Annotated in this window: 12 protein-coding genes and 2 pseudogenes; 9 read left to right on the plus strand and 5 right to left on the minus strand. The window is 62.8% G+C overall.

What is annotated here, in order from left to right; all coding sequences use genetic code 11:
• Positions 1-68: 68 nt before the first annotated feature.
• The 4 genes from LB535_RS09190 to LB535_RS09205 all read left to right on the plus strand — a co-directional run bounded on the left by LB535_RS09190 (position 69) and on the right by LB535_RS09205 (position 2,409).
• Complete coding sequence (locus tag LB535_RS09190) at positions 69-317, plus strand: ParB N-terminal domain-containing protein (protein ID WP_042644583.1); 249 nt, start codon at positions 69-71, stop codon at positions 315-317.
• 123 nt (positions 318-440) lie between these two features.
• Positions 441-1,388 (plus strand): alpha/beta fold hydrolase, encoded by a 948-nt coding sequence (locus LB535_RS09195; RefSeq protein WP_224631945.1) that lies wholly within the window; start codon positions 441-443, stop codon positions 1,386-1,388.
• Between the two features lie 137 nt (positions 1,389-1,525).
• Entirely contained in the window at positions 1,526-1,921 is a 396-nt protein-coding gene (locus tag LB535_RS09200; RefSeq protein ID WP_095765229.1) for a GFA family protein, read from the plus strand.
• Between the two features lie 275 nt (positions 1,922-2,196).
• Positions 2,197-2,409 (plus strand): hypothetical protein, encoded by a 213-nt coding sequence (locus LB535_RS09205; protein ID WP_095765230.1) that lies wholly within the window; start codon positions 2,197-2,199, stop codon positions 2,407-2,409.
• Between the two features lie 20 nt (positions 2,410-2,429).
• On the opposite strand, the gene LB535_RS09210 is transcribed toward LB535_RS09205, so the two are convergent.
• A complete protein-coding gene (locus LB535_RS09210) occupies positions 2,430-3,359 on the minus strand; it encodes a hypothetical protein (RefSeq protein WP_224631946.1) in 930 nt (309 codons plus the stop codon).
• Between the two features lie 205 nt (positions 3,360-3,564).
• Between LB535_RS09210 and LB535_RS09215 the strand changes: the two genes are divergently transcribed.
• The 5 genes and pseudogenes from LB535_RS09215 to LB535_RS09230 all read left to right on the plus strand — a co-directional run bounded on the left by LB535_RS09215 (position 3,565) and on the right by LB535_RS09230 (position 7,378).
• The gene (locus LB535_RS09215; RefSeq protein WP_224631947.1) at positions 3,565-4,437 is read left to right on the plus strand and encodes an undecaprenyl-diphosphate phosphatase; all 873 of its coding nucleotides are present in this window, start codon (positions 3,565-3,567) and stop codon (positions 4,435-4,437) included.
• A 48-nt stretch (positions 4,438-4,485) separates the two neighbouring features.
• Positions 4,486-5,271, plus strand: coding sequence for a phosphodiester glycosidase family protein (locus LB535_RS09220; RefSeq protein WP_224631948.1), 786 nt, complete (start codon positions 4,486-4,488; stop codon positions 5,269-5,271).
• A 152-nt stretch (positions 5,272-5,423) separates the two neighbouring features.
• Positions 5,424-5,562, plus strand: a pseudogene (locus tag LB535_RS29045) (muramidase); the annotation flags it as partial.
• A 140-nt stretch (positions 5,563-5,702) separates the two neighbouring features.
• A pseudogene (locus LB535_RS09225) lies at positions 5,703-6,563 on the plus strand (GH25 family lysozyme); the annotation flags it as partial.
• Positions 6,564-6,895: 332 nt separating this feature from the next.
• On the plus strand, positions 6,896-7,378 hold the full coding sequence (locus LB535_RS09230; RefSeq protein ID WP_095765235.1) for a DUF2314 domain-containing protein: 483 nt from the start codon (positions 6,896-6,898) through the stop codon (positions 7,376-7,378).
• Positions 7,379-7,779: 401 nt separating this feature from the next.
• On the opposite strand, the gene LB535_RS09235 is transcribed toward LB535_RS09230, so the two are convergent.
• The 4 genes from LB535_RS09235 to LB535_RS09250 form a co-directional block, all read right to left on the minus strand.
• Positions 7,780-8,151 carry a VOC family protein gene (locus tag LB535_RS09235; protein ID WP_224631950.1) on the minus strand — a complete coding sequence of 124 codons (372 nt, stop codon included), beginning with the start codon at positions 8,149-8,151 and terminating at the stop codon, positions 7,780-7,782.
• 61 nt (positions 8,152-8,212) lie between these two features.
• Positions 8,213-8,419 carry a type II toxin-antitoxin system HicB family antitoxin gene (locus tag LB535_RS09240; RefSeq protein WP_013532022.1) on the minus strand — a complete coding sequence of 69 codons (207 nt, stop codon included), beginning with the start codon at positions 8,417-8,419 and terminating at the stop codon, positions 8,213-8,215.
• Positions 8,420-8,423: 4 nt separating this feature from the next.
• Entirely contained in the window at positions 8,424-8,624 is a 201-nt protein-coding gene (locus tag LB535_RS09245) for a type II toxin-antitoxin system HicA family toxin (RefSeq protein ID WP_127863793.1), read from the minus strand.
• Positions 8,625-8,632: 8 nt separating this feature from the next.
• A complete protein-coding gene (locus LB535_RS09250) occupies positions 8,633-12,409 on the minus strand; it encodes a vitamin B12-dependent ribonucleotide reductase (RefSeq protein ID WP_224631951.1) in 3,777 nt (1,258 codons plus the stop codon).
• Positions 12,410-13,052: the final 643 nt, after the last annotated feature.

The following is a 13,052-nucleotide window of genomic DNA, read 5'->3' on the forward strand; positions in this document are numbered from 1 at the left end:
CTCGCGCTTGGCCGCCGCCGGCAAACCAACTATTCATGCTGAGGCGACATTCTCGCCGAGGAGCCGACATGCTGCGTGTGCAAAAGGTCAAGGTCGACGACATCTACGTGCCGACGGCGCGGCGCAAGACGCTGCATCCCGAGACGGTGCGCCATCTTGCCGAGGATATTCTCGAAAACGGCATGAAGACCCCGATACAGGTGCGACACGACGGCAAGCGCCACATCCTGGTCGAGGGGCTGCATAGGCTCGAAGCCGCGAAGTGGCTCGGCGAGACCATGATCGACGCTTATCTAGTGCAGGCCAAGCGCCACTGATCCTTCTTCTTTGGAGTCGCCTGCCGAGGCGCTTCCACTCTCCCTCGAATTATTTAGCGGGCCATGTCGGCTTGGGTTCTCCCACCGCGTCCTTGAGGCAACGCAAGCGGAGAGGAGACTGAAATGCCCAAGACCCTGTTTTTCGCCATCCTTGCTTCGGCAATGACCCTCATAGCCTCGCCGAGCGCAAAATCCGAGGAGACCAAGCCAGCCATGATCAGTGAAGCCAAAGCTCTCTTGAAGCCGGAAAAATCCGGCCTGCTGCCGATCGACGGCGTGAACTACTACTACGCCGTCTACGGCAAGGGCGAGCCGCTGCTTCTTTTGCATGGCGGCCTGGGTTCGAGCGACATGTTCGCGCCGATCCTGCCGAAATTTGCCGAACATCGCACGGTGATCGCCGTCGACCTGCAGGGACATGGCCGCACCGCGCTCGGCGAACGGCCTTTAGGCCTTGAGGCGATGGGCGACGACATGGCGGCCATCGTCAAGGCGCTCGGCTACGACAAGGTCGACGTCATGGGCTATTCGCTTGGCGGCGGCGTCGCCTTCCGCATGGCCGTCCAGCATCCCGAAGCGGTGCGTCGGCTGGTCATGGTGTCGACCGGCTACGCCGCCAACGGCTTCTATGACGAGATGCGTCCGCAGCAGGCGCAGGTGAGCGCGGCGGCCGCCGAGTTCATGAAGGACACGCCGATGTACAAATCCTATGTCGCCGTGGCGCCGAAGCCCGAGGATTTCCCAAAACTGCTCGATGCGCTCGGCGCCTTCATGCGCAAGGACTATGATTTCTCGGCCGACGTGCCGAAGCTGAAGATGCCCGTCATGCTCGTCTACGGCGACAGCGACATGTACAAGCCCGAGCACGAGATCAAGTTCTTCCAGATGCTTGGCGGCGGATTGAAGGACGCCGGCTGGATGCGCGAGCACCTGTCGCAGAACCGGCTGTCGATCATCCCCAACCGCACGCATTACGACGTGTTCTTCGCGCCGGAACTGGTCGCCACCACGCTGCCGTTCCTCGACGGTGTCACCAAGGTGAAGACCTGGGACGAGATCGTCAGCGAATGAATCCTGGCCGCTGGCCGCCTGATGCAGCCGGCCAGTGGCATCAGCTCAAGCGATCGTATCCCATCAATGTTTTTTGATTGACCCTGCCATGCCGGCCACTACGGTGCCCGGCATTTCCTCGAGGCAGGTGTCTGGTGATGACCAAGTATGAGGGCGGATGCCTTTGCGGCGCGGTGCGCTACAGGGCCGAGGCCGAGCCGATCAACGAACGCATCTGCCATTGCCGCATCTGCCAGAGAGCGATCGGCGCCGCCTTCAATGCGCGACTTCTGTTTCGCATCGACGATGTGACCATCGAAGGACCGGTGGCGACGATCAATTCCACGCCAGACCTCAAGCGCGGCTTCTGTCCGGTTTGCGGCACGACTTTGTTCTCACGCCGTGATTCCAGGGGCATTCTCGGCATCACCTCCGGCTCGCTCGACGACCCGTCGCTGTTCAAGCCCGACATGCATTTCTGGACCGCGTCGAAGCAGCCCTGGGTGATGCTCGACGATGGCCTGCCGCAATATGAAGGCGCGCCGCCAGCGTAGCTTCTTCCTTCTCCCCTTGTGGGAGAAGGTGGCCGAGCGAAGCTCGGTCGGATGAGGGGTGTTCCAGAGAATACCAGCGTCTCGGATGAGGGGTATTCCAGCGGAGTGTCTCGGCGCTTGCGCGCCGATCCACCTTCTCCCACAAGGGGAGAAGGAAGAAGGCCTGCACAAAAATTTCATCTTCGATTCACGACATAGCCGGCAAAGCGTCATTGGCGGGCCATCTTTGGCTGCCTATCTACGCGCCATGCGGGAAGGCATCGAGGAGGCGACGGATGAGCGAGAGCATCAACACCCTGGACGAGCTTTTGAACGACCCGATGGTCCAACTCGTGATGGCGCGCGACCGCGTGCGCCCGGCCGAGCTTCGCCTGCTTCTGGAAAAGGCTCGCGACAGGGCAAGCGATGATTCCCGCATCGATCAGGCTTCGGTGCCGCCGGCGCATGTGGTGGCAAGAAGCTGCCTGAAGCAGTGGTTGTACCGCTGAGGCAACTCCAGGGAAATTGGTCAGCTCGAATTCGCGGGCAAGTAACTGTAATGGCTACGCAAATAGGCGAGCTTGAAGCCGAGCCGGTCGTAGTTGCGATAGGCCGGCCCGTCGCGGTCGGGGCGCGGCGCCTCGATATCGGCGACAAACAATTTCGCGCCGGCGGCTATGCCGTCGCGGACCAGCCTTTCGCCAAGCATGGCGTCAAGATCGAAGCTCGGCGCCATGATGCCCGGTACCGGCGCGTCGATGCCGCTCCAGGCGGCCCCGTCTGAGATGAAGAGCGAGCGCACGGCGGCGACCGCGCCCCTGCGTTTCAGCATGTAATGATGCCAGCCCTTGCGATCGACAAGCGCCATCAGCCAGGGCGAGGTGGGGAGCCTGTATTTGGCATCGATGAAAGATGCCCACTCCGAAGCTGTCCTGGGCGTGACCTCCTCGATCACCAGATCGTCAACCGGGATCAGCGGGTCGCTCGGGAAAAGCGGTTCGTCCGCCAGCGGCGTCGCGTCGCGATAGATGCGCTCCCAGCCGCCTTGCTGCTGCATCCCGCGCGCTTCCAGCCAGCATCTCAGCCGCGACGGCTCAGTGTGTGGATTGGTATAGAACCACGGCCGCCTGATGCCGGCATCGCGGTAATGCGCGAGCAACGTGTCGACCTGTTCTTCCGTCGCCGGACCATCGACGCCGATATTCTTCACGCAGTTGAAATGGATGAACGGGATCGTCGTGCAGGTGGTCCAGACAAGATCGCCGTCCTTGTCAATCGTCAGCCCTTGCCGGGCCGCGAAATCCGCCGGCGCCGCCTCGTAGAGGTCGAGCCAGGCAGCGACCTCGGCGCGCTCGATGGCGCGGCTGGTATCACGCGACACCTCCTCGATCGTGATTTCTGCAGCATGCGTTTCCGGCGGCGTGACCGGCTCCAATTCCGAGAGGGCGGCGGTCGACATCGTGATGCTCCTCCGATTTGCCTTACAGTGTAAGATTAGCGGAGAATAATATGGCGGCGCCAGTTGTCAAGCAGGATTAGCGGCACCTTACAAATCCGTGAGTTGGAATCACGCTATCGTGAGGCTAAGCCTGTCCTCCAGGCTTTTCGAATGACGATTCACTTTTTGCCCCCAAGAACGATAGGGGCACGGGGAAAGGACCGGGATGACCGACGTCTGCACGCAAGGACTGGATACCGGCTTTGTCGGCCTGGGTTATGCCAAGGTGGCATTTCTCGGCATCGTGCAAGGCATCACCGAATTGCTGCCGATCTCGTCCACGGCGCATATGCGCATCGTGCCGGCCGTTCTCGGCTGGCAGGACCCCGGCTCGGCCTTCTCCGCCGCCATGCAACTGGCGGCGCTGGCGGCGGTGGTCAGCTATTTCTGGAGCGATGTCAGGGATGTGCTGTTCGGTTCGGTTGCGGCGATCTCGCGCCGCGATTTCGGCGACCGCTCTTTCCGCCTGGCGATCAGCATCGTGCTTGCCACCGTCCCGATCGTCATTGTGGGCCTCGCGCTTTCCGGCGTGCTCAACGCCTGCAACTCGCCGCTGCGCGGGCTGGCCGTCATCGGCTGGGCCTGCATCGCCATGGCGGTCCTTTTGGCGCTCGCCGAGATCTTCGCCAGCCACAAGCTCGTGCTGCGCCAGGCATCGATCCTCGACGCGCTGCTGGTGGGTGTGGCCCAGGTCGGCGCGCTTATCCCCGGCGTCTCGCGCTCGGGCTCGACGCTGACGGCGGCGATGGGGCTGGGCTTCGCCCGGCCCGAGGCGGCGCGCCTTTCCTTCCTGCTCGGCCTGCCGGCCATCGCACTGGCCGGCCTCAAGGAGCTCTATGAATTGCACAAGGTGCATCTCGATGCGCATGGCTGGTCGATCCTGGCCGTCGGCCTTGTCGTCGCCTCGATCTCGGCTTTCTTCGCGATCTGGGGGCTGATGCGCGTGCTCGAGCGCTTCTCCGCCTGGCCGTTCGTCATCTATCGCGGCCTGCTCGGCGTGGTGCTGCTGATCGGCGTCGCGACGGGATGGCTGGTCTAGAGGTCTCGGCCCACTCCGCTATATCGACGCCGACGCCCGGGTGCGCTGATGGATCTTGTGACGCTGCTGCAATCCGTGCCTTTGCTTGCGACGCTGGTGAAATCGGCGGCGCCGGCGGCTATTGGCGCCGGCATGGGCCTCGGCCAATGGCTGGCGGCGCTGCCGCCCTGCCGCAACCAGATTTTTGAGAACGCGACCTATCTGGTTTGCGAGGCCGATCCGAAGCATTTTTCCATCGAGCTGTTCTGGAAGAACAAGGACGGCGATCTCTACCGATCGCTGCACAATCTGCGAAGCGCGCAGCAGGCGGCGGGGCGCACCATGCTCTTCGGCATCAATGCCGGCATGTATCATCCCAACCTCGCGCCGGTCGGCCTCTATGTCGAGCGCGGCAAGCAGGTCACGCCAGCCAGGACCGGATCGGGAACCGGCAATTTCTCCATGCAGCCCAACGGCATCTTCTATCTCAGCGCCGGCAAGGCGGGTGTTCGCGCGACTAAGGATTATCTGAAGCGCCCGCCGCGCGTCGACTATGCCACGCAGTCCGGGCCGATGCTGGTCATCGACGGCAAGCTGCATCCGAAATTCCGTTACGACGGCACCTCGCGCAAGATCCGCGATGGCGTCGGCGTGAGCGCCGACGGGGTCGCGGTCTTCGCGATCTCGAACGATGTCGTGACTTTCCACGAATTCGCGCGGCTTTTCCGCGACCGGCTCGGCTGCCCGAACGCGCTGTTCCTCGATGGCTCGATCTCGAGCCTCTATGCGCCCGGGATCGGCCGCAACGACGATTTCTGGAATCTGGGGCCGATGATCGGCGTGTTCAGGCGCTAGCCAAGAAGCTCACTTCGGCGCCATCCCGAATCATCCGCTCGCGCCAAAAGTAAATTTTGATTCAAACTTTGTTGGTAATTTCTCATTAGGAATGGCGTTTCCGGCGGCGCTGTTCCTGCCTTCGGTCTGTTTTGTTTTGCGTACAGGTCAAGATGCGGATTTTTGGCGTCGTCAGTTTCGTGCTCGCATCGCTTTGCCTTGCCGGCTGCTCGTCAACGTCGGGCGTCGATGCCCTGCAGATGCCGTCCAACGAGACGACGAGCTCGGTCGTGCGGCCAAGCGCGCCGGTGTCGAAGGGCGCGAGGACAGCCGTCGCCGAAAGAACCGTCGAGACCGCATCGATGTCGGGCGCCGCGCGCATCAAGCCGCCGGCGCCGTTGCTTGGCGAAGGTAACGCGAGCCCCGGCGACGAGAACTCGCGCCTCGGCGACGAGCATTCGCGCCCCTTCGGCCTTGCCGAGGAGGAGACGGTGAACTTCCCGGCGGCCGATCTGCCGGACAGCGTCGAGCCGCCGGTGCAGGAGGCAGCACTCGTCTCGCCGCCGAAGCGGCTGTCGCGCGCCGCGCCCGCGATGCTCGCCGGTCCGGTCACCCGTTATGCGTTCCGCGACGCCAAGCCGATCAATTTCGGCCGCTCCTCACCGCGCCACCTTGCCGTTCACGGCGTCGACGTCTCGCGCTGGCAGGGCAACATCAATTGGGGGAAGCTGCGCGCCCAAGGCGCCAATTTCGCCTATATCAAGGCGACTGACGGCGGCGACCATCTCGACCCGATGTTCATGAAGAACTGGCGCAACGCCGATGCCGCCGGGCTGAAGCGGGGCGCCTATCATTTCTTCTACTGGTGCCGCACCGCCAGCGAGCAGGCCGACTGGTTCATCCGCAACGTGCCGAAAGTCGACGGCGCGCTGCCGCCGGTTATCGACGTCGAGTGGAACGGCGAGTCCTCCTGCAAGCGGCGGCCTTCGCGTGAAAAGGTGCTGGAGAAGATGCAGGTGTTCATGGACAGGCTGGAGCGCCACTACGGCCAGCGGCCCATCATCTACACCAGCCCCGACTTCTATCGCGACAACCTGCGCGGTGCCTTTCAGGACTACCCGTTTTGGCTGCGCGCCGTGGCGGCGCATCCGTCAAAGGTTTATCCGGGCCGCAGGTGGCTGTTCTGGCAGTATTCCGGCTCCGGCCTGTCGCATGGCGTCAGCGGCCGCATCGACCTCAACGTCTTCCATGGCGACGAGCGCCAATGGCGCGCCTGGCTGGGCGGCGGGCAGATGATAGCCGACGCGGATTAAGGCGGAGTTTTCCCTTCTCCCCTTGCGGGAGAAGGTGGCCGCGAAGCGGCCGGATGAGGGGTGCTCCAGCTTGATGCAGACCTTCGCAAACGACTGATGATCGCCAGCATCTCACTCCGCTGGAATCCCCTCATCCGTCTCGGCGCTGCGCGCCGACCCGCATTCTCCCATAAGGGGAGGAGGGGAAGCACCGGCGCCTCACGCGCGGGCGTCGGCCGGTGAGGTCGATGGCAATTTCGGCATTTCGCTAACCATGCGCTCACCCTGTCTCTTAGAGGTGCGGCAACGGGCTTCCGGTAACGTGTCCGTGATCGCATTTCGGAGAGGTTTCGATGCGCAAACTGATTGTTACTGCCGCTTTGGTAGCCGCCGTCGGCTACGGATTTTTCAATTCGCACATGCGGGGCAGCGAGCCCAAGGACAATGTGGTCGCCTACTCCACCACCGACGCGGCGATGCAGGGCGCCAAGGCCAAGGGCCATTCGACGCTGCCGCGCTTCCATGAACTGATAGCCGCACGCACGCCTGGCACCTACACCGTGAAATTTCCGCTGACCCAGAACGGCGCCACCGAGCATATCTGGATGCAGCTTGTGGCTTTCAGCGACGGCCGCTTCGTCGGCCTGCTGGCCGACAAGCCGGTCAATGGCAACCAGTACAAGATGGGCGATCGCATGACGGTGGCCGAGGCCGACGTCGAGGACTGGATGATCCGCAACGGCGGCGACGTCTATGGCGGCTACACGGTGCGCCAGGCGCTGGCGGATATGCCGAAGGAACAGGCGGCGAAATACGGGATCGCGTTCAAGGATTGAGCGCTCTTCTCCTTCTCCCCCTGGGGGAGAAGGTGGCCGCGAAGCGGCCGGATGAGGGGTGTTCCAGCTTGATGGACACCTTGCCGGTTGGGGGCGCCGCAGCAAGATCGCCAGCCTCTCACTTCGCTGGAACACCCCTCATCCGTCTCGGCGCTGCGCGCCGATCCACCTTCTCCCACAAGGGGAGAAGGAGAAGAGCGCTCATGCCTCGGCCCCGCGCGGTCGTCATTCTCGGGCTTGACCCGAGAATCCATTCCGTGACCACGGTGAAGTGTGCAAACGGAGCAGAATTCTGGACCGTTGCAACGCGTCAATGTAACGGAATGGATTCCAGGGTCTGCGCGCGTCGCTTCGCTCCTTGCTCCGCCCTGGAATGACGAAGCAGAAGGGGCATCGCCACACTATGCCTCGTCGATCATCGCCTCGATATTATAACCATCCAGATCGAGTACGAAGCAGGCGTAGTAATGCTCCGCGTATTCCGGACGTGGACCGGGTGCGCCGTTGTCGACGGCGCCAGCTTCGAGCGCCGCGCGATGGAACGCATCGACCTCGGCCTTGCTCTTTGCCCGGAAGGCGACATGCAGATGGGTGAGCGGCGGCGTTTCGCCCGTGCTCTGGATCTCGAACAGGCAGCTGTTGCCGACATCGAACGCCCAGAACACGCCTTCCTTGCCGAAGGAGAGGCGATAGTCCAGAGGCGCGAAAGCCTGCTCGTAGAAGAGCTTGCTCTTGGCGAGGTCGCTCACTTCGATGGTGATGTGGTCGATCATTGTCGTCGATGGATATGTTTGGCAGCGAGGCCTTAGGCACGGTAGGCGTAGCTGGCGGCAGCTATGCCTCTACATACTCCGCCAGGCTGACGCCTTTCGGCACATCCAGCCCGTCCGCACGTAAGCCTTCGATGTGGAAGCGGATCGCATCACGGATTTCGGTTTCCACTTCAGCTACCGTCGCTCCGGTGGCGATGCAGCCTGGCAGGTCGGGCACATATGCAGAAAAGTTATTTCCGGCTTTTTCGATCACCACGGCGTAGCGCATACCATCACTCCTTCAGGCCGGACTGCTTTAGGATGCTGTTCAACGTTCCTGGTGCAACCTCTTCAGACGGCTTGCCGGCCACGGTGACGCGGCCGGCTTTGGTCTTATGCTTATATTGGCGATGGCTGCCTTTGGTTGCAACCAAATACCAGCCGTCGGCCTCCAGCATGCGAATAACTTCGCGGACTGTAAGCCGAGGCGGCATCTAAGCTCTCAACTGCACCCACTCGTGCTTCCACATGTGTCGCACTTCTCGCAGGTGCCGTTCCGCACCATGGTGAAGTTGTGACACTCGGAGCATTCGTTGCCGGTGTAGCCCTGGAGAAGCGATTGCTGGCGCCTTGTCGCGGCGAGCTTTTTCGCTTCGGCCGCCTCGTTGGCGGCGGCGTCAGTGAATAAAGCCTCGGCGCCGCCGGCGGCTTCGGCTTCTTCTTCCACCATATCCTCGGCCAGTTCCCTGGCGCGCTCCTCATAGTCGCGCTTGTAGGCGATAGCCTCGTCGCTTGCCGGCTTCAGCGCCAGCACGTTGGAGCCTGAGAAGGCCGTCGGCGCAGCGCGGGCAGGGGCGGTCGACGGCCCAGAGCCGCCGAAACCCTTCGGGTCTGAACCAGCAGCGGACACCAGCTTCACCGGCGAGGCGCCGCGATAGAGGCCCTTGGAGAAGGGCGTCGCCTTGCCTTCGGTGATGCCGCGGCCGAGCGCGGTCTTGTCGAAGTCCGACTGGTCGACATGGGCGAGGTCGTGGCGGCCGAGATAGGAGACCGCGAGCTCGCGGAACACATAGTCGAGGATCGACGTCGCGTTCTTGATCGCATCGTTGCCCTGCACCATGCCGGCCGGCTCGAATTTGGTGAAGGTGAAGGCCTCGACATATTCGTCGAGCGGCACGCCGTATTGCAGGCCGAGCGAGATGGCGATGGCGAAGTTGTTCATCATCGCGCGGAAGGCGGCGCCCTCCTTGTGCATGTCGATGAAGATCTCGCCCAGGCGGCCGTCGTCGAACTCGCCGGTGCGGAGATACACCTTGTGGCCGCCGACGACGGCCTTCTGGGTGTAGCCCTTGCGGCGGTTCGGCAGTTTCTCGCGGTCGCGGTAAAGCCGCTCGATCACGCGCTCGACGATCTTTTCCGTCACCTGCACGGCGCGCTGCGCGGCGGGCGCCGCGATCAGCTGCTCGACCGCCTCGTCCTCATCCTCGTCGTCATCGACGAGCAGCGAGGCATTGAGCGGCTGCGACAGCTTGGAGCCGTCGCGGTAGAGCGCGTTGGCCTTCAGCGCCAGCTTCCACGACAGCATGTAGGCGTTCTTGGCGTCCTCGACCGTCGCCTCGTTCGGCATGTTGATGGTCTTGGAGATGGCGCCCGAGATGAAGGGCTGCGCTGCCGCCATCATCAGGATGTGGCTGTTGATCGAGAGCGAGCGCTTGCCGATCTTGCCGCAGGGGCTGGCGCAGTCGAACACCGGCAGGTGCTCGGCCTTGAGGAAGGGCGCGCCTTCCAAGGTCATCGCACCGCAGACATGGATGTTGGCTGCGTCGATGTCCTTCTTCGAGAAGCCGAGAGCCGGCAGCATCTCGAAGGAGATGTCGCCGAGCTGCTCGTCGGTGAAGCCGAGCGTCTCCTTCACCCAGTCGGCGCCGAGCGTCCACTGGTTGAACACGAACTTGATGTCGAAGGCCGACTTCAGCGCCGCATTCAGCGCCGCGATCTTCTCATCGCTAAAACCCTTGGCCTTCAGCGAGGAGGGGTTGATGCCGGGCGCCTGGTTGAGGTTGCCGTGGCCGACCGCATAGGCCTCGATCTCGGCGATCTGGCTCTCGGAATAGCCCAGCGTGCGCAGCGCTTCCGGCACGGCGCGGTTGATGATCTTGAAATAGCCGCCGCCGGCGAGCTTCTTGAACTTCACCAGCGCGAAATCGGGCTCGATGCCGGTTGTGTCGCAATCCATGACGAGGCCGATCGTGCCGGTCGGCGCGATGACGGTTGCCTGCGCATTGCGGTAGCCATGCTCCTCGCCGAGCTCGATGGCGCGGTCCCATGCGGCGCGGGCATGCTCGGCCAGCGCCCGCTGCTTCAGGTCGGAGGCGACCAGCGGCACCGGGTTGACGGCGAGTTTCTCGTAGCCGTCCTTGTCGCCGTAAGCGGCGCGGCGATGATTGCGCATGACGCGCAGCATGTTCTGGGCGTTGCGGTCATAGTCCGGGAAGGCGCCGAGCTCGGCGGCCATTTCGGCCGAGGTCGAGTAGGCGACGCCGGTCATGATGGCGGTGAGCGCGGCGCAGATGGCGCGGCCCTCGTCGGAATCGTAGGGAATGCCCGAGGTCATCAGCAGGCCGCCGATATTGGCGTAGCCGAGGCCGAGCGTGCGGTATTCGTAAGAGAGCTTGGCGATCTCCTTGGACGGGAACTGCGCCATCATCACCGAGATTTCGAGCACGATGGTCCACAGCCGAACGGTATGCTCGTAAGCGGCGATGTCGATCGTGCCGTCTTCGCGGCGGTAGGGCAAAAGGTTGATCGAGGCGAGGTTGCAGGCCGTGTCGTCGAGGAACATGTATTCCGAGCACGGGTTGGAAGCCCGGATCGCACCGGCGGAGGCGCAGGTGTGCCAGTCGTTCATCGTCGTGTTGAAGTGCAGGCCCGGATCGGCGGAAGCCCAGGCGGCGTAGCCGATCTTTTCCCACAGGTCGCGCGCCTTCAGCGTCTTCAGCACCTTGCCGTCCTTGCGGGCGGTGAGCTGCCAGTCGCCATCGGCCTCGACGGCGCGCAGGAAATTGTCCTTCAGCGACACCGAATTGTTGGAGTTCTGGCCGGAGACGGTGAGATAGGCGTCCGAATCCCAGTCGGTGTCGTAGGTCTTGAACGACATCGAGGTGTAGCCCTGGCGGGCGAACTGGATGACGCGGTAGATATAGTTCTCCGGCACGGCGTCCTTCTTGGCCGCCTTGATCTCGCGCTTCAGCGCGGTGTTCAGCGCCGGGTCGAAGCAGTCGTCGCCATGGCCTTCGCAATTGACGCAGGCCTTCATGATGGCTTCGAGATGCTTCTTGACGATCTTGGAACCGGTCACCAGCGAGGCGACCTTCTGCTCCTCATTGACCTTCCAGTCGATGAAGTCCTCGATATCCGGGTGGTCGGCGTCGACGATGACCATTTTCGCCGCGCGGCGCGTCGTGCCGCCCGACTTGATGGCGCCCGCCGCGCGGTCGCCGATCTTGAGGAAGCTCATCAGGCCGGACGAGCGGCCGCCGCCGGAAAGCTTTTCGCCCTCACCGCGCAGCATCGAGAAGTTCGAGCCGGTGCCGGAGCCGTATTTGAACAGGCGCGCCTCGCGCACCCACAGGTCCATGATGCCGCCCTCGTTGACGAGGTCGTCCTGCACGCCCTGGATGAAGCAGGCATGCGGCTGCGGGTGCTCGTAGGAGGACTTCGACTTGGTCAGCTTGCCGGTGAAGGGATCGACATAGAAGTGGCCCTGGCTCGGGCCGTCAATGCCATAGGCCCAGTGCAGGCCGGTGTTGAACCATTGCGGCGAGTTCGGCGCGACGCGCTGGGTGGCGAGCATATAGGCGAGCTCGTCGCGGAAGGCGCGCGCATCATCCTCGGATTTGAAGTAGCCGCCCTTGTATCCCCAGTAGGTCCATGTGCCGGCGAGGCGATCGAAGACCTGGCGGGCGTCGGTTTCCGAACCATAGCGCTCGGCCTCGGGCAGCTTGGCGAGTTCGGCCTCGTCGGCAACCGAACGCCACAGAAAGGAGGGAACGTCGTTCTCCTCAACCTTCTTCAGGCGCGCCGGCACGCCGGCCTTGCGGAAATACTTTTGGGCCAGGATGTCGGCCGCGACCTGGCTGAACTGCGCCGGCACATCGATATTGTCCAGGCGGAACACCACCGAGCCGTCGGGATTCTTGATCTCCGACAAAGCCTTGCGAAATTCGATCTCCGCATAGGCGGACTGATCTGGCTTGGTGAAGCGACGCTCGATGCGCATTGGTCCCGTTCCTTTGTGTCTATATATAGCGCCTTTCCCAAGGGATTGCTGCCCCACATGGCGAAAAGCGCAGTCCGCCGTTTGCCGGCATCGCGGGCGACGCCGACACTCTCCTCGTCGCGGGCGCTGCCATGCAGACAAGCAAACGCCTTTCCAGGCGCTTACCCAGGTTGCCGGCCGACCCGCGGGTCCCTCGAACTGAAACTTTTTGTCGATTCCCTCCGGAGAGGGAGGTTCACACTATCTAGCGTCGAGCCTGTCTGCAAACACTAAATATAGTGTTAACAGAACATTTTTTCCAGGCCGACAATTCTCCCTTTCGCCCACCCAAGCCCTAACGATCCCAACGCTTCCGCCGGCCTCGTGAACAGGCGGAAATCCGGGCAAAACGCACAAAATCCGGGAAAAAAGACCGGCCTCAGAACTCTCCGGTCGCGCCCGCTACAGGAGCGCATGGCCTATAAAAAGCGACTCGTTCCGACCCGTCAAGGATTCGTTTGCGTAGCTTTTATGACCCCAACATGTTGTGTGTCACATATGTGGATAACGGGGACATAAGAAGCCCGGCTTTGCAGGCGCTTGACGCGGCGACCGGCCAGGCCGGAAGCCGTGTCGGGCCGATGGCTTTTCATTTTAGCTGGCT

The organism is Mesorhizobium sp. CA10 (genome assembly GCF_020165285.1).
Taxonomy (GTDB): Bacteria; Pseudomonadota; Alphaproteobacteria; order Rhizobiales; family Rhizobiaceae; genus Mesorhizobium.

What these genes read in the sequence shown, in the direction of transcription:
- LB535_RS09205 (WP_095765230.1), top strand. Translation starts at nt 2,197, where the DNA reads ATGAGCGAGAGCATCAACACCCTGGACGAGCTTTTGAACGACCCGATG.
- LB535_RS09245 (WP_127863793.1), bottom strand. Translation starts at nt 8,624, where the DNA reads ATGCCGCCTCGGCTTACAGTCCGCGAAGTTATTCGCATGCTGGAGGCC.
- LB535_RS09200 (WP_095765229.1), top strand. Translation starts at nt 1,526, where the DNA reads ATGACCAAGTATGAGGGCGGATGCCTTTGCGGCGCGGTGCGCTACAGG.
- LB535_RS09220 (WP_224631948.1), top strand. Translation starts at nt 4,486, where the DNA reads ATGGATCTTGTGACGCTGCTGCAATCCGTGCCTTTGCTTGCGACGCTG.
- LB535_RS09250 (WP_224631951.1), bottom strand. Translation starts at nt 12,409, where the DNA reads ATGCGCATCGAGCGTCGCTTCACCAAGCCAGATCAGTCCGCCTATGCG.
- LB535_RS09190 (WP_042644583.1), top strand. Translation starts at nt 69, where the DNA reads ATGCTGCGTGTGCAAAAGGTCAAGGTCGACGACATCTACGTGCCGACG.
- LB535_RS09215 (WP_224631947.1), top strand. Translation starts at nt 3,565, where the DNA reads ATGACCGACGTCTGCACGCAAGGACTGGATACCGGCTTTGTCGGCCTG.
- LB535_RS09195 (WP_224631945.1), top strand. Translation starts at nt 441, where the DNA reads ATGCCCAAGACCCTGTTTTTCGCCATCCTTGCTTCGGCAATGACCCTC.
- LB535_RS09210 (WP_224631946.1), bottom strand. Translation starts at nt 3,359, where the DNA reads ATGTCGACCGCCGCCCTCTCGGAATTGGAGCCGGTCACGCCGCCGGAA.
- LB535_RS09230 (WP_095765235.1), top strand. Translation starts at nt 6,896, where the DNA reads ATGCGCAAACTGATTGTTACTGCCGCTTTGGTAGCCGCCGTCGGCTAC.
- LB535_RS09240 (WP_013532022.1), bottom strand. Translation starts at nt 8,419, where the DNA reads ATGCGCTACGCCGTGGTGATCGAAAAAGCCGGAAATAACTTTTCTGCA.
- LB535_RS09235 (WP_224631950.1), bottom strand. Translation starts at nt 8,151, where the DNA reads ATGATCGACCACATCACCATCGAAGTGAGCGACCTCGCCAAGAGCAAG.